Raw genomic sequence first — 14,986 nt, 5'->3', positions numbered from 1 at the left:
TGGACCGACCCCGCCGGTCGTCCCCTCACGCGTCCCGCCGCCGCACCGCCCACCACCCCGCCGCCAGCGCCGCCCCGGCCCACACCGCCGTCACGCCGAGGCCCGTCCACGGGCCGAGCATCCCGCTCGGGTCCTCGTGCAGGATCTGCTGCCCGGCCCGGTCGGGCAGGAACTGCGCCGCGCCGCCCGCCATGTCCCCGAGCACGAACGGGACGATCAGGGTGAACGGGATCAGCACGCTGAGCACGGCGACCCCGCTGCGCAGCACCGCCGCGAGCCCCGCCGCGAACAGCGCCATCAGCGCGAGGTAGACGCCCCCGCCGAAGCACGCGCGTACGGCCCCGGGGTGGCCGAGTCCGATCGCGTAATCGCCGAGGAAGGCCTGCCCGCCGAGGAACGTGGTGAAGCTGGTGACGAGCCCCACCAGGAGCGCCGCCGCGCCCAGGACGGCGGTCTTCGCGCCGAAGAACAGGCCGCGGCGCGGCACGGCGGCCAGCGAGACGCGCAGTGCGCCGTTGACGTACTCGGAGCTGACGGCCGTGGCGCCGAAGCTGATGGCGGCGACCTGCCCGAAGTTGAACGCGTAGAAGGCGTCGAAGAGCGGTTCCGCGTCGGCGTTGTCGGCCTCCGCGCGGCCGACGGTGGCGAAGACGAGGACCGTGATGGCGACGGTCGCCACGAACACCGCGACAAGCGAACCGACGCTCCCCCGCAGTGACTTGACCTTGATCCATTCGGAGCGGAGCACAGCGGAAGTGGACACGGTCAGGCCTCCTGGAGAGGTGTGGACGGAGCGGAGAACTCCGTCTCGGCGGCGGTGAGCGCGAGGTACGCCTCCTCCAGGGAGGCCTCCTCGTCGACGAGTTCGAGGATGGGCACGCCCTCGCGCGCGGCGAGCCTGCCGATCTCCTCGGCCCGGACTCCGTCGACCGTCCAGCGGCCGTCGCCGGCCTCGGCCAGTTCGTGCCCCGCGCGGGCGAGCACCGTACGCAGCCGGGCCGGGTCGGTGGTGCGCGCCCGGACGCGCGGTCGGCTGTGTCCCGCGATGAACTCCCGCATCGGGGTGTCCGCGAGGAGCCTGCCGCGGCCGAGGACGACCAGGTGGTCGGCGAACGTGGCGGTCTCGTTCATGAGGTGGCTGGAGACCAGGACGGTGCGGCCCTCACGGGCCAGGCCCGTCATCAGCTCACGGATCCAGATGATGCCTTCGGGGTCGAGCCCGTTCGACGGCTCGTCCAGGAGGACCACTTCGGGGTCTCCGAGCAGCGCGGCGGCGATGCCGAGGCGCTGACGCATGCCCAGGGAGTACGTCTTCACGCGGCGGCCCGCGACGGCCGCCAGGCCGGTCTCCTCCAGGACCTCGTCCACCCGCCTGGCGGCGACGCGGTTGCTGGCGGCCAGCGCGAGCAGGTGGTTGCGGGCGGTCCGGGACCCGTGGGCGGCCTGCGCGTCGAGCAGGGCGCCGACCTGGCGGAGCGGTTCGTCGTACGCCGCGTACGGGCGTCCGCCGACGGTCGCGGTGCCGGAGGTCGGCCGGTCGAGGCCGAGCACGAGGCGCAACGTGGTGGACTTTCCGGCGCCGTTGGGGCCGAGGAAGCCGGTGACCTGACCGGGGCGGACGCTGAACGTCAGATCGTCCACCGCGCGGGTGGTGCCGTACTCCTTGGTGAGCTGCTGGACGTCGATGCTGGTCATGGGGACAGCGTCGCGGCGCGGGCGGTCACGGGGCCTCCCCCGCCCGGGGAGATCGTCTCCCCCGTGCGGGGGAGCCGGGCCCCGCGCGGCTGCTGGCACGATGACCGCATGCCCCGCTTCCTGCGACCGCTCACCCGCGCGGTCACGTACACCCGTTGGCTGCACGTGCTCGTCGGCTGTGTCGCCGGGTTGACGTGCGCGTCGGTCTACGGGATGTCGGAGGCGAAGGCCCTCGACCTGGTTGTCGGGTTCTTCGTCCTCCCGGTCCCCCTGGGGGTCGCGGCCGGTCTGGTGCCTGCGATGCGCCGGGCCGAGGGTCTGCAGGCGCGGCTGATGCTGTTCCCCGGCGCCCACGCGCGCGGGGCGGCCGGTCCGCACGACGCGGAGCCCGCCGGCCCCGGTGTCTCCGTCATGCCGTCGGCCTCCTGGAACGAGCGCTGCCGCACGGCGCTCTGGCTCGTGCTGCGGATCGAGGCGGGATCCGCGACGGGTTTCGTGACCTTCTTCCTCATGGGTCAGACGCTGGCGTCGATCGGCGCGGCGGCGCAGGAGCGCACGACGGATCCGGCGCTGTTCCTCCCCGCGCTCGCCGACGGCCCCTGGTGGACGGACGCGCTGCTCGTTCCCGCGCCGCTGCTGATCCTGCTCGGCTTCGTGGTGGCGGTGGGGCACTTCATGGCCGCCGTCGCCGGGCGCCTCCTCGGCCCCTCCCCCGCCCAGCGCCTCGCCGCCCTGGAGGAGCGCACCGAGCAGCTCCTGGAGCGCAACCGCATCGCCCGCGAGCTGCACGACTCCCTGGGGCACGCGCTGACCGTCGCGGTCGTGCAGGCGGGCGCCGCGCGGGCCGCCGCCGACCCGGAGTTCACCGACCGCGCGCTGGAGGCCATCGAGGACACGGGCCGGCACGCCCTGGAGGATCTGGACCGGGTGCTGCGGATCCTGCGCGAGGACGGGCAGCCCGGGCGGCAGCGGCCGACGCTCGCGGACGCCGACCGGCTCCTGGACTTCGCTCGCACGTCGGGCGTGAAGGTCGAGGCCGAGGTGACGGGCCCGGTGGACCGGCTGCCCGGGCCGGTGTCCCGCGAGGGCTACCGCATGCTCCAGGAGGCCCTGACGAACGTCCTGCGGCACGCGGGCCAGGTTCCGGTACGCGTCCAGGTCGCCGCCGACGACGGCCTGCTCACGCTCGACGTACGCAACACCCTGCCCGCGCCCACGGCACCGACCGGCCGCGGCGGCAGCGGACTGCGCGGCATCCGGGAGCGCGCGACGCTCCTCGGCGGCCGGGCGCACACGGGCCCGCACGACGGCGACTGGCGGGTCCGCGTCGAACTGCCCCTGGCGTGAGGGGGTGAGAACAGCCGTGATCTACGCTGGCCGGATGCCGGTGACCGTCCTTCTCGTCGACGACGAACCCCTCGTCCGCGCGGGCCTGCGCGCCGTCCTGGAGGCGCAGCCCGACATCGAGGTCGTCGGTGAGGCCGCGGACGGCGCCGCCGTGATCCCCCTGGTGCGGCAGCTGCGGCCCGATGTCGTCGCCATGGACGTCCGCATGCCCCTCCTCGACGGCATCGAGGCGACCCGCGCGGTGCTTCGCACGGTCGCGGACCCGCCCAAGATCGTCGTGATCACGACCTTCGAGAACGACGAGTACGTGTACGAGGCGCTGCGCGCGGGAGCCGACGGGTTCCTGCTGAAGCGGGCCAGGCCCGCCGAGATCGTGCACGCCGTGCGTCTGGTGGCCGAGGGCGAGTCGCTGCTCTTCCCGGCGGCGGTACGTGAACTGGCGGGTGCGCACGGCCGCCTGCGCGGCAATCCGGACGCCGTGGCGGCCCTGGAACGGGCCGCGCTGACCGGTCGCGAGGAGGAAGTGCTGCGGCTCATGGCGCGCGGCCTGTCGAACGCGGAGATCGCCGCGCGCCTGGTCGTCGGCACCGAGACCGTGAAGTCGCACGTGAGCTCGCTGCTGGCGAAACTCGGGGCGCGCGACCGGACGCAGGCCGTCATCACGGCGTACGAATCCGGTTTTGTCGCCCCCGGCTGAACCGGGCCGAGACCGGGCGGCCTGATCGGCACTCGCCCCGGTCGGCGGCTTCCGAGTACCCTTCGCCCATCATGCGCACGGGACGGAAGGACGGACGTTGGGGCGGCTGACCGGCGGAGATCCTTCTCTGCTACGGCGGATCAACTCCGCGGTGGTGCTGCACGCGCTGCGTGCGGCGGATTTCGCGACACTCACGGAGATCACCCGGGCGACGGGTCTGTCCAGGCCCACGGTGGAGGGCGTGGTCGAAGGGCTCAGCGAGGCCGGGCTCGTGGTCGAGACGGACGCGGACGAGGGCGGCGCGCGACGCCAGGGACGACCGGCGCGGAAGTTCCGCTTCCGGGCGGAGGCGGGACATCTGCTCGGGCTCGAGATCGGTCCGCACCGTGTCGCGGCCGTCCTCGCCGACCTCGACGGCAAGATCATCGGGACCGCCGCGAAGGACGTCTCCGAGACGGCGCCCGCGGACGAGCGCCTGGACCGGCTGCGCGGCGCAGTCGCCGATCTGCTGCGCCGCGCGGGCGTCTCCCGGGGCTCGCTGCGCGCCGTCGGCGTCGGCAGCCCCGGCATCGTGGAGGCGGACGGCTCGGTCCGGCTCGGCACGGCGCTGCCCGGCTGGACGGGCCTGCAGCTGGGCGAGCGGCTGCGGCGCTCCTTCAAGTGCCCGGTCCTGGTGGAGAACGACGCGAACGCGGCGGCGGTCGCCGAGCACTGGAAGGGCGCGGCGACGGAGTCCGACGACGTGGTGTTCGTCCTCGCGGGCCTGAGCCCCGGTGCCGGTTCGCTGATCGGCGGGCGGCTGCACCGCGGGTACGGCGGGGCGGCGGGCGAGATCGGCGCGCTGCACCTGCTGGGCCGCGAGGTGACGCCGGAGACGCTCCTGTCGACGACGGACGAGCCGCTGCACCCGCTGGACGAGCAGGCGGTGGCGGAGGTCTTCGCGCACGCGCGTGAGGGCGACGAGCGGGCGCTCGCGGCGGTCGACCGGTTCATACGGCGTCTGGTGCACGACGTGGGCGCGCTGGTCCTCGCGCTCGACCCCGAGCTGGTCGTGGTGGGCGGCTGGGCCGCGGGCCTGGACGGCGTCCTGGAGCCGCTCCACCGCGAGCTGGCCCGCTACTGCCTCAGGCCGCCGCGCGTGACCCTGTCGATGCTCGGTGAGGCCGCGGTGGCCACGGGGGCGCTGCGGCTGGCGCTCGACCACGTGGAGGAGGAGCTGTTCGCGGTGGAGGGAACAGTGACGGCGCGGCAGTAGGCCGCGCCGTCGTGTGACCCTGAGGTCCCGTGGGGCCCTTGGGACTTCAGCCCTCGGGCCCCTGGGCCTTCAGCCCGTGGACCCCTGGTGCTTCAGGAAGCCCGCTGCTCCGGTCCGTGGTGGATCTCGACCGCGCCCTGGTCGCCGAAGGTGAGGCGGCAGGTGTCCGCGCGGTACGTGGCCATGGAGAGCGCCGCCGTGCGGCCGTCGGCCAGGAAGCGGGTGGTGACGACCAGGACGGGGGCGCCGGGCAGGCGGTCGAGGGCCTTGGCGTCGTCCGCGCGGGCGGAGCCGAGCTCCACGGCGCGGTCCTGACCTTCGAGGTCGAGGCGGCCGAGCTCGCGCAGCACGGCACGCGCGCGGGCAGGCCCGGCGGGCGCGTCGATCGCGGAGAGGTCGGGGACCGAGACCGCCGGGACGTACAGCAGCTCCGCGGCGACGGGCTGGCCGTGCGAGACCCGTGTGCGGCGCACGACGTGCACCGGCTCTGCCGGGTCGACGTCCAGGGCGCGGGCCACGTCGGCGGGCGCCGGGGCGAGCTCGCTGTCGGCGGGCTGCCAGGCGTCACCGGCCGCGCCGGGCCAGCTTCCCTGGGCGGAGCCGACGGCCACACCCATGCGCGGCGGGGCGACGGTCGTGCCGACGCCGCGGCGGCGCTGCAGCCGTCCCTCCAGCTCCAGCTGTTCCAGTGCCTGGCGGAGCGTCGCGCGGGCGACGCCGAACCGGGCGGCGAGGTCGCGCTCGTTGGGCAGGATCTCCCCCACGGCGAACTCGGAGTCCAATGCTTCGCTGAGCACGGTCTTGAGGTGCCAGTACTTCGGCTCCGGCACCGATTCAAGCTGCGTGGTCCCCACCCTGTCCTCCGCAATCGCCGTGCGCAGGCGGCTTTTTCGCGCCTTGTTTATTAAAGGTTCCTGCACTATCTCAGCGACGATAGAGCCGCGCTCACCCTTGGTCAAGACCAATCCTGTGTCCGTTACAGCCCGCACTGAAGTGATGCCACAGAGCATTCACGCGCTGTTCGCGCGTGGTCGACACCGGGCGCTCCGGTGTGACGCAATCCGATACGTCCCGTGCGCATGCGGGCACGACAAAGCCCCCGCCTGGCGCGGGATACGGACCTGGTCGAGCAGCCGCGGCTCCTGCTGTGCTCGCGGGAAGTAAACGGCCTGAAGCCACCGTGTGCCGGGGGCGCCTAAGTGCGGGCGAGGTCCTTGTGCCGGGCGTGTGGCCCGTCCTCCTCGTCCGGCGCCTGTCCGGCCGTGCCGTCCGGCTCGCCGAACCAGGCGACCGCCACCGCTCCGGCGACGGCGAGGACGAAGCCGGCGATCGCGAGCCACAGGAATCCGGCGCGCGAGGAGTCGCCGAGCCACAGCACGCCGAGGATCCCCGGCAGGATCGTCTCGCCCACGACCAGCGCCGCCGTGGCGCCGTTGACCGACCCGATCTGCAGGGCGACGGTATGCAGGTACATCCCGACGGCGCCGGCGACGAGGATGGCGTACAGCGCCGGGTCGGCGAGCAGGGCCAGCGGGTCGAACGGATCGACGCCGTCAAGGACTCGCACCCCCACGCCGATGGCGCCGAAGCCGAGGCCCGAGAGGAGGCCGGCGGTGATGGCGCCCCGGGAGCCGAGCCGGCGGACCAGCAGGGTGCCGCCGCCCATCAGCAGCACGGTGACCACGAGCAGCCACCAGTGCGCCGCGTCGGAGCCCCGGCTCTCGCCCTCCGACCCGGCGGCCGTGGCCAGCATGACCAGCGAGGCGCAGACGACGCCGATGGAACTCCACTCCGCGCGGGACAGCCGGATGCCGAGGAGCTTGATGCCCAGGAGCGCGGTGATCACCAGGTTGGCGCTGATCACGGTCTGCGAGAGGAACAGCGGAAGCAGCCGGGCGGCGAGCGCGCCCAGTCCGAAGCCCACGAAGTCCAGCACGGTGCCGACCATGAACTCCCAGGTCATGGCGGCCTTGGCGGTGGACGACAGGCTCGGTCCGCCGTGCTCGGTGGTGCCGGACGTGGACGCCGCTGCCGCCTCCCGACGGGCGGACTTGCGGGATCCCACGGCTTGCAGGACCGATCCCGTGCCGTAGCAGGCCGATGCCGCGACAGCCGTCAGGAGGCCGATGATCACTAAAAGCTCCGTTCACACACGCAGGGTGCCGAGCGGCACCCCGAGTGATAGATGCGGTGCGGCGGCCGAACGTTGCCTCAGCCTGCGAGTCCCACGAGTTTGTCCGGATTGCGCATGATGAAGACGCGCTGGATCCGACCGTCGGCGACCTCGACCTGGATGACGCTGTCGGGCTTGCCGCCGACCAGGACGAGCACCGACTCGGCGCCGTTCAGCTCCAGCATGCGGAACTCGTGCTCGCCCACCTTCTCCGACGCGCCCTTGCGCGCGGCGCCGACGAGGAAGCGGCCCACCTTGTCGGCCGACTCCACGACCCGCAGCGGTCCCCGGGTCTTGCCCCCGCTGTCGCCGACCAGCCGGACGTCCGGCGCGAGCAGGGACATCAGCCCGTCGAGGTCGCCGTCCACGGCGGCGGCGAGGAAGCGTTCGGTGAGGTCGCGGCGCTGGGCCGGGTCGACCTCGTAGCGGGGCCTGCCCTCCTCGACGTGCTTGCGGGCGCGACCGGCGAGCTGACGCACGGCGGCCTCGCTGCGGTCGAGCGTGGCCGCGATCTCCGCGAACGGGAACCCGAAGGCCTCCCGCAGCACGAACACCGCGCGCTCCAGCGGCGAGAGCGACTCCATGACCACGAGCACGGCGAGCGAGACGGAATCGGCGAGTACGGCCCGCTCGGCGGTGTCGGGCACGGTCGGCCCGAAGTCGGTGACCAGCGGCTCGGGCAGCCAGGGCCCCACGTACGACTCGCGGCGCGACTGGGCCTGGCGCAGCCGGTCGAGAGCGAGCCTGGTGGTGATCCGCACCAAGAAGGCGCGCGGTTCGCGCACGTCCCCGCGCGCGCCCGCGGACCAGCGCAGCCACGCGTCCTGGACGACGTCCTCCGCGTCGGCCACGCGTCCGAGCATGCGGTAGGCGACACCCATCAGGACGGGCCGGTGCTCTTCGAAGACGTCGGTCGCGGTGTCGGTAGCCACGTCACCATCCCAGCCGACGGATCCACCGGTGTCCACCCGCGGTGGGCATCCCGACGAGGATCACAATGAGCCCGCCCCAAGTCCCTGCCGCCACCCTCTTGAACTCGTCGCTACTGGGCGGTAATTGTTCCTGACAGGATGTCTAAGTCAGGAGCAGTCATGCCCGCACAGGTGGCAGAGGTCACAGAGGTGTCGTTCGGCGTCGAGTCGCCCCGCGGCCCGCGCACGGTGACCGTCTCCTACGAGCGCACGGGCACCGGCGCCCCCCTGCTCCTGCTGCACGGCATCGGCCACCACCGCCAGGCCTGGGACCCCGTCATCGGCATCCTCGCCGCCGAGCGCGACGTGATCGCCGTGGACCTGCCCGGCTTCGGCGCCTCCCCCGCGCTGCCGGAGGGCCTGGCGTACGACCTGTCGACGGTGGTGCCCGCGCTGCACGCCCTGTGCGGGGCCCTGGGGGTCGAACGGCCGCATGTGGCGGGCAATTCGCTGGGCGGCCTGCTTGCCCTCGAACTCGGCCGGGAGAAGCTCGTACGGTCCGTCACCGCGCTGTCCCCCGCCGGGTTCTGGAACGAGGCGGAGCGGCGGTACGCGTTCACGACGCTGCGTACGATGCGCCGGATCGCGCGGATGATGCCGATGTCGACCGTCGAACGGCTCTCGCGGAGCGCGGTCGGCCGGACGGCGCTCACCAGCACCATCTACGCCCACCCCGGCCACCGTTCGCCGGAGGCGGTCGTCGCGGAGACGGTCGCGCTGCGCGAGGCCACCGGCTTCCACGAGACGCTCATGGCCGGGCAGGACGTGCTCTTCCGCGACGACGTCCCGGAGCTGCCGGTCACCGTCGCCTGGGGCACCCGCGACCGCCTGCTGCTGCGCCGCCAGGGCATCCGCGCGAAGCACGCGATCCCCGGGGCGCGGCTCGTGCGGCTGCCCGGCTGCGGCCACGTGCCGATGCACGACGACCCCGCGCTGGTCGCACGCGTCATCCTGGACACGAGCCGCTGACGCGGCAGTTCAGGAGTTGGACCACGCGCGCGTGGAGAGCACCAGGCGGTAGCCGTCGGGGTCCTCGACGGTGACGCCCCACTCGTTCCAGTACGGGTTGGGCGACTGCACCCGCTTGCCGCCGCGCTCTTCCAGGCGGGCGAGCAGGTCCTGCGGGACTTCCCCGTCCACGTAGATGACGAGCAGGTCCTCCTCCGTGGGCCGCGGCTCTACGGGGGCGGCCGATTCATGGACGAGCTCCAGGTGCCAGGAGGCGTCCGGCCAGCCGACCATGAGCAGCGCGTGCCCACCGGGGCCGTCACCCTCCTCGTGGCGGTAGACGACGTCGAGCCCGAGGCCGTCGACCCAGAACCGCTCGGCGGCGGCCAGGTCACGGGAGGGGCGGGCGATACGGATGTGGCTCTGACCGTTCACGGGCACGGGGGTCCTCCTTGGTTGCGGCACGCCCTGTCACGCGCCGTGTTGCGACCCTAGGCAGCGGACGATCTTGAAGACATCGGCCGTCGGTCCTCTCTTGGGGAGGCCCGCGACGTAGGGCCGTGGGCCTAGGGCGCGTCCGACGGGTTCCCGTGCCCGCGCGGCGGTTCCCCCGCGCCCATGGGCAGTTGTTCACTTGTGGTTCGCGTGCACGCCGTGGTGCGGCAGTACACGTGGCACGCACATCGCAGTACACCTGGCATCGCACACCCGACCGATCGGCCGTCCCTGGAGGCGTCTTCATGTCACACCGTCCGTCGAGCCCCTCACCGCGCCGCCGGAGCCTGTTGCGCGGTTCGCTCGCCGTGCCCGCGGCGCTCGCCGTGCCCGCGCTGTCCGGTGCGGCCCCGGCGCTCGCCCTCCGCGGGCGCCCGAGCGCCGACTGGGGCGTGCAGGCCGGTGACGTGGGCGCCCACTCGGGCCTGGTGTGGGTCCGCTCCGACCGGCCCGCCCGCATGATCGTGGAGACGTCCGCCACGGAGTCGTTCCGCAGACCGACCCGCTGGCACGGCCCGCTGCTGGGTCCTGGCACCGACTTCACCGGGACGACGCGGCTGCGCGGACTGCCCTCCGGCGAGCAGATCCACTACCGCGTGCTGCTCGCCGACCCGGACGACCCGCGCCGCACCGGACGGCCCGTCACCGGCACGTTCCGCACGACGTCCCGCCGACGCCGCGACGGCGTGCGCTTCCTGTGGTCGGGGGACATCGCGGGCCAGGGCTGGGGCATCAACCCGGAGCTGGGCGGCTGGCAGGTGTACGAGGAGATGCGCGGCCGCAACCCGGACTTCTTCCTGTGCAGCGGCGACAACATCTACGCCGACGGCCCCATCCTGCCGAGCGTGACGCTGCCCGACGGCAGGGTGTGGAAGAACATCACCACTCCGGAGAAGTCGAAGGTCGCCGAGACCCTCGCGGAGTTCCGCGGCAACTTCCGCTACAACCTGCTCGACGAGAACGTACGCCGCTTCAACGCGCAGGTGCCGTCCATCGTGCAGTGGGACGACCACGAGGTGCGCAACAACTGGTACCCGGGGCAGATCCTGAACGACCCCCGGTACACGGAGAAGGACGTAGACGTCCTCGCGCAGCGGTCGCTGCGGGCGTTCAGCGAGTACTACCCGATCTCCACGCAGCGTCCCGGCGACCGCGACGGACGGGTGTACCGGGTGCTGCGCCAGGGCCCGCTCCTTGACGTCTTCGTGCTCGACATGCGGACGTACCGCAACGCCAACTCGCCGAACCGGCAGCCCGAGGACGCCACCGGCATCCTGGGCGCCGAGCAGCTCGCCTGGCTGAAGCGGGAGTTGTCGCGGTCGCGCGCGGTGTGGAAGGTGATCGCCTCCGACATGCCCCTCGGCCTGGTGGTGGCCGACGGGCAGACGAACTTCGAGGCCGTCGCGCAGGGCGACCCGGGCGCGCCGCTCGGCCGTGAGCTGCAGATCGCCGAGCTGCTGCGGCACATCAAGCACCGGAAGATCACCGGCACGGTGTGGCTGACCGCCGACGTGCACTACACCTCGGCGCAGCACTACGACCCGGCGCGAGCCGCCTTCAAGGACTTCGCGCCATTCTGGGAGTTCGTGTCGGGGCCGCTCGCCGCGGGCGGTTTCCCGGCCGTGAAGCTCGATGGAACCTTCGGTCCGGACCAGACGTTCGTCAAGGCGCCGGACCGTCCCAACACGTCGCCGGCGGAGACACCGCCCTACTACGGAGAGGTGGACATCGACGGCGACAGCGGGGAGTTGACGGTGCGACTGCGGCAGCAGGGCGGAGGCGTGCTCTTCACCAAGGTGCTGCAGCCGGGACGCGTGGGCCAGTGATGGCCGGCGCGGGTGCGGGCAGGCCGCAGACAGGCCTCAGGGCCCGCCCGCACCCGCGCGGACCGTTGCGGGCGTACGGGGGACAGCGACGGACAACCAGGGTGAGTAAAGAGAATGAAACGGACAGAACCACTCTTAACCCATCAGTCACAAACCGTTCGTGATCACGCAACACCCTTCGGTCACAGTGGCTGCATGAGTGCTGACATGTCTGATCTGACGCGCAAGAGGCACGGCAGGCCGGCCCACCACTGGCGCCGGGATGTCGTCGAACTCGCCGCGCTGTTCACGGCCGTGGCCGTGGCCGACGCCGTGGCGAACCTCGTGGGGCACGGCCCCGACGGGCCCGAGCTCCTCCTTCTCTCGGCCGTGATCCTGGTGGCCACGGCCGGGTTCCACACATGGTGGGCACGACGCCACACGCACGCGCCGCCGGGCGGCGACGGGTCCGATACCGGCGGCCGGCCATCCCCGACGGAGGACGAGGCCGGGCACCGGGCCGGATCCGCCGCCGAGGCAGCACCAGATGCGGCCTCCGATGACGCTGCGGCCGACCCGCAGGGCGCGCCGACGACGCTGTGGCGGATGCGGACGACCGTGCGCGACCAGCCGGGCTCGCTCGCCGTGTTGTGCACCGCGCTCGCGCACGACCGCGTCGACATCCTGAGCCTGCAGACCCATCCGCTGGCCGACGGCACGGTCGACGAGTTCCTGCTGCGGGCCCCGGCGGCGCTGCCCGCGTCCGACCTCACGCGCACGATCTCCCGGGCGGGCGGCTCCAGCACCTGGATCGAGCGGGCCGACGCGCACGACCTGGTGGACGCGCCGACGCGCATCCTGGGCCTGGCCACCCGCACGGCCCTGGACGCGGCGGAACTGCCGCTCGCCCTGCGCCAGTTGCTGGGCCGGTGCACCATCCGCTCGCTGCCCGCGCGCACGGAGGAGTCGGCGCCCGTCGAGGGCGCGCTGGAAGGGACCGTGCTGCGGCTGCGGGCCCCCGAAGGCGGCGTGATCACGGTCGAGCGCCCCTATCTCCCGTTCACCCCCACGGAGTTCGCCCGCGCGCGGGCGCTCGTGGAGCTCGACACCCGGCTCGGCCCGCGCATCCCGCGCGGGCAGGACGTCCTGACGCTCCCCGAGGGCAGCGACATCACGGTCAGCCGCGCCGACACGGGCGACGTCCGGGCCGCCAAGGCCATGCACGACCGCTGCTCGAAGCGCACCCTGAGCATGCGCTACCACGGCCCGGTGAACGACGCCGACCGTTACCTCAACCACCTCCTGAGCCCCCGCTTCGGCCGTACGCTCGCCGCCCGCACGGCCTCAGGCCGCGTCGTCGGCCTCGGCCATCTGCTGTGGGACGGCGACGAGACGGAGATCGCGCTGCTCGTCGAGGACGACTGGCAGCGCCGCGGCATCGGCGGCGAACTGCTCGGCCGTCTGGTCACGATGGCGATGGAGGCGGGCTGCGAGAGCGTGTACGCGGTGACGCAGTCGTCCAACACCGGCATGGTCGCCGCGATGCGCGGCCTGAATCTGCCCCTCGACTTCCAGATCGAGGAGGGCACCCTGGTCATCACGGCCCGCCTCGACACGACACCGGTCCAGCCCCAACCGCCGTACGCCCGCCACCAGTAGGCCGAAGCCGCCCGCATCTCGGCGACGCTCCCGGTATGCCTCCGGCGCCCGCGTTCCCCCGCCTCCCGCGCGGAGAACGCGGGCGTCCGGCGTGCGCAAACCGGGCCGTGCCGGGAAAGCCGGGCCGTTCCGGAAAAGGTCGACGCGGGCCCCCGTCTCGTATCAGGATGTCCGCATGTCAGACACGAAGATCACCCCCACGGCCGCGGCCCCGGCGCCGCTGCCCCGCCAGGTCGCCGACGCGTACGTCGACGAGCTCATCGCCCTGGACCCCGTCATCGGCACCGAACTCGGCGTCAGGGAGAGCAGCGGCAAGCTCCCCGACCTCTCGCCCGCCGGCCTGGACGCCCTCGCGGCGCTCGCGCGCGACACGCTGGCGCGGCTCGACGAGGCGGAGACGCGGCCGGGCGCCGACTCCGACGTCGAGCGGCGCTGCGCGCGGCTGCTGCGCGAGCGGCTGACGGCGGAGCTGGCCGTGCACGACGCCGACGAGGGCCTGCGTGCCGTCGGCAATCTGCACACGCGCCCGCACGCGGTGCGCGAGATCTTCACCTTGACGCCGATGGAGACGGACGAGGACTGGGCGGCGATCGCCGAGCGGCTGCGGGCGGTGCCCGCCGCGTACGAGGGCTACCGCGCCTCCCTCGAACTCGGCCTGGAGCGCGAGCTGTTCGGTCCGCCGCGGCCGACGGCCACGTTCATCGAGCAGCTCACGCAGTGGGCGGGCGTCGAGGGCGGTCCCGGCTGGTTCGAGGAGTTCGCGGCGGAGGGACCGCGGGCGCTGCGGTCCGATCTCGACGCGGCGGCGAAGGCGGCGACCGGCGCGGTGGTGGCGCTGCGCGACTGGATGCGGGACGTGTACGCGCCCGCCGTCGAGGGCGCGTCCGACGTGGTGGGACGCGAGCGGTACGCCCGTATGTCGCGCCACTTCAACGGCACCGACCTGGACCTCGACGAGGCGTACGCGTACGGCTGGGCCGAGTACCACCGGCTGCTCGGCGAGATGCGTGCCGAGGCGGAGAAGATCCTGCCGGGCGCCGCCACGCCGTGGGTGGCGCTGGCGCACGTCGACGAGCACGGTGCGCGAATCGAAGGCGTCGACGAGGCCCGGCAGTGGCTGCAGGACCTCATGGACGAGGCGATCGAGGCGCTGGACGGCACGCACTTCGAACTCGCCGAGCGGGTGCGGAAGGTGGAGTCGCGGATCGCCCCGCCCGGCGGTGCGGCCGCCCCGTACTACACCGGGCCCTCCGAGGACTTCTCGCGGCCCGGCAGGACCTGGCTGCCCACCATGGGCGAGACCAGCTTCCCCGTGTACGACCTGGTCTCGACCTGGTACCACGAGGGCGTTCCCGGCCACCACCTGCAGATCGCGCAGTGGGCGCACGTCGCCGAGAGCCTGTCCCGCTATCAGGCCACCGTCGGCATCGTCAGCGCCAACGCGGAGGGCTGGGCGCTGTACGCGGAGCGCCTGATGGACGAGCTCGGCTTCCTCACCGACCCCGAGCGGCGGCTCGGCTACCTCGACGCGCAGATGATGCGCGCGCTGCGGGTCATCGTCGACATCGGCATGCACCTGGAGCTGGAGATCCCTGCGGACTCGCCGTTCCATCCCGGCGAGCGGTGGACGGTCGATCTGGCCCAGGAGTTCTACGGAGCGCACTGCAGCCGGCCCGCGGACTACGTGGAGAGCGAGATGACGCGCTACCTCACGATGCCCGGCCAGGCCATCGGCTACAAGCTCGGCGAGCGCGCCTGGCTGCTCGGCCGCGAGAACGCGCGGCAGCGGCACGGGGACGCGTTCGACGCGAAGGCCTGGCACATGGCGGCGCTGTCGCAGGGGTCGCTGGGGCTCGACGATCTGGTGGACGAGTTGTCGGCGTTGTGAGGCGGGTGGGGCGGGGGCTCCTTCGGCTCCCCGCCCCGTCGCACTCCCCCGGC

General features: G+C 73.1%; 13 protein-coding genes. 7 read left to right on the top strand and 6 right to left on the bottom strand.

What is annotated here, in order from left to right:
• Nucleotides 1-25: 25 nt before the first annotated feature.
• Nucleotides 26-769 carry an ABC transporter permease gene (locus tag IEY91_RS08695; RefSeq protein WP_164328724.1) on the bottom strand — a complete coding sequence of 248 codons (744 nt, stop codon included), beginning with the start codon at nt 767-769 and terminating at the stop codon, nt 26-28.
• The gene (locus IEY91_RS08690) at nt 766-1,695 is read right to left on the bottom strand and encodes an ABC transporter ATP-binding protein (protein ID WP_189173517.1); all 930 of its coding nucleotides are present in this window, start codon (nt 1,693-1,695) and stop codon (nt 766-768) included. Before IEY91_RS08690 ends, IEY91_RS08695 begins: the two co-directional genes overlap by 4 nt.
• A 108-nt stretch (nt 1,696-1,803) precedes the next feature.
• On the opposite strand from IEY91_RS08690, the gene IEY91_RS08685 reads away from it, so the two are divergent.
• From IEY91_RS08685 to IEY91_RS08675, 3 genes are all read left to right on the top strand, one after another.
• Nucleotides 1,804-3,042, top strand: a complete 1,239-nt coding sequence (locus tag IEY91_RS08685; protein ID WP_189173516.1) for a sensor histidine kinase — start codon at nt 1,804-1,806, stop codon at nt 3,040-3,042.
• Nucleotides 3,043-3,076: 34 nt separating this feature from the next.
• Nucleotides 3,077-3,739 carry a response regulator gene (locus IEY91_RS08680; protein WP_016639509.1) on the top strand — a complete coding sequence of 221 codons (663 nt, stop codon included), beginning with the start codon at nt 3,077-3,079 and terminating at the stop codon, nt 3,737-3,739.
• Between the two features lie 97 nt (nt 3,740-3,836).
• A complete protein-coding gene (locus IEY91_RS08675) occupies nt 3,837-4,994 on the top strand; it encodes an ROK family transcriptional regulator (protein WP_164326614.1) in 1,158 nt (385 codons plus the stop codon).
• A 92-nt stretch (nt 4,995-5,086) separates the two neighbouring features.
• Here the strand turns inward: IEY91_RS08675 and IEY91_RS08670 are convergent, their stop codons facing one another.
• The 3 genes from IEY91_RS08670 to sigJ all read right to left on the bottom strand — a co-directional run bounded on the left by IEY91_RS08670 (nt 5,087) and on the right by sigJ (nt 8,099).
• Nucleotides 5,087-5,848 (bottom strand): GntR family transcriptional regulator, encoded by a 762-nt coding sequence (locus tag IEY91_RS08670; RefSeq protein ID WP_189173515.1) that lies wholly within the window; start codon nt 5,846-5,848, stop codon nt 5,087-5,089.
• 341 nt (nt 5,849-6,189) lie between these two features.
• The gene (locus tag IEY91_RS08665) at nt 6,190-7,128 is read right to left on the bottom strand and encodes a DMT family protein (protein WP_189173514.1); all 939 of its coding nucleotides are present in this window, start codon (nt 7,126-7,128) and stop codon (nt 6,190-6,192) included.
• 77 nt (nt 7,129-7,205) lie between these two features.
• Nucleotides 7,206-8,099 carry an RNA polymerase sigma factor SigJ gene (gene sigJ, locus IEY91_RS08660; protein ID WP_189173513.1) on the bottom strand — a complete coding sequence of 298 codons (894 nt, stop codon included), beginning with the start codon at nt 8,097-8,099 and terminating at the stop codon, nt 7,206-7,208.
• 159 nt (nt 8,100-8,258) lie between these two features.
• Between sigJ and IEY91_RS08655 the strand changes: the two genes are divergently transcribed.
• Entirely contained in the window at nt 8,259-9,107 is an 849-nt protein-coding gene (locus IEY91_RS08655) for an alpha/beta fold hydrolase (RefSeq protein ID WP_164326610.1), read from the top strand.
• 9 nt (nt 9,108-9,116) lie between these two features.
• Here the strand turns inward: IEY91_RS08655 and IEY91_RS08650 are convergent, their stop codons facing one another.
• A complete protein-coding gene (locus IEY91_RS08650; RefSeq protein ID WP_164326609.1) occupies nt 9,117-9,527 on the bottom strand; it encodes a VOC family protein in 411 nt (136 codons plus the stop codon).
• A 299-nt stretch (nt 9,528-9,826) separates the two neighbouring features.
• Between IEY91_RS08650 and IEY91_RS08645 the strand changes: the two genes are divergently transcribed.
• The 3 genes from IEY91_RS08645 to IEY91_RS08635 all read left to right on the top strand — a co-directional run bounded on the left by IEY91_RS08645 (nt 9,827) and on the right by IEY91_RS08635 (nt 14,933).
• A complete protein-coding gene (locus IEY91_RS08645) occupies nt 9,827-11,407 on the top strand; it encodes an alkaline phosphatase D family protein (protein WP_164326608.1) in 1,581 nt (526 codons plus the stop codon).
• A gap of 195 nt (nt 11,408-11,602) precedes the next feature.
• On the top strand, nt 11,603-13,045 hold the full coding sequence (locus IEY91_RS08640) for a GNAT family N-acetyltransferase (protein ID WP_189173512.1): 1,443 nt from the start codon (nt 11,603-11,605) through the stop codon (nt 13,043-13,045).
• Nucleotides 13,046-13,220: 175 nt separating this feature from the next.
• Nucleotides 13,221-14,933 carry a DUF885 domain-containing protein gene (locus tag IEY91_RS08635; protein ID WP_189173511.1) on the top strand — a complete coding sequence of 571 codons (1,713 nt, stop codon included), beginning with the start codon at nt 13,221-13,223 and terminating at the stop codon, nt 14,931-14,933.
• Nucleotides 14,934-14,986 lie beyond the last annotated feature (53 nt).

It is taken from the genome of Streptomyces lasiicapitis, assembly GCF_014646335.1.
Taxonomy (GTDB): Bacteria; Actinomycetota; Actinomycetes; order Streptomycetales; family Streptomycetaceae; genus Streptomyces; species Streptomyces lasiicapitis.
The sequence above is the reverse complement of the archived record's forward strand: the minus strand, read 5'-3'. Positions and strand labels throughout refer to the sequence as shown.

Excerpts from the sequence above, each read along its gene's own strand:
- IEY91_RS08655 (WP_164326610.1), top strand. The coding sequence starts at position 8,259 with ATGCCCGCACAGGTGGCAGAGGTCACAGAGGTGTCGTTCGGCGTCGAG.
- IEY91_RS08690 (WP_189173517.1), bottom strand. The coding sequence starts at position 1,695 with ATGACCAGCATCGACGTCCAGCAGCTCACCAAGGAGTACGGCACCACC.
- IEY91_RS08645 (WP_164326608.1), top strand. The coding sequence starts at position 9,827 with ATGTCACACCGTCCGTCGAGCCCCTCACCGCGCCGCCGGAGCCTGTTG.
- IEY91_RS08685 (WP_189173516.1), top strand. The coding sequence starts at position 1,804 with ATGCCCCGCTTCCTGCGACCGCTCACCCGCGCGGTCACGTACACCCGT.
- IEY91_RS08640 (WP_189173512.1), top strand. The coding sequence starts at position 11,603 with ATGAGTGCTGACATGTCTGATCTGACGCGCAAGAGGCACGGCAGGCCG.
- IEY91_RS08635 (WP_189173511.1), top strand. The coding sequence starts at position 13,221 with ATGTCAGACACGAAGATCACCCCCACGGCCGCGGCCCCGGCGCCGCTG.
- IEY91_RS08680 (WP_016639509.1), top strand. The coding sequence starts at position 3,077 with ATGCCGGTGACCGTCCTTCTCGTCGACGACGAACCCCTCGTCCGCGCG.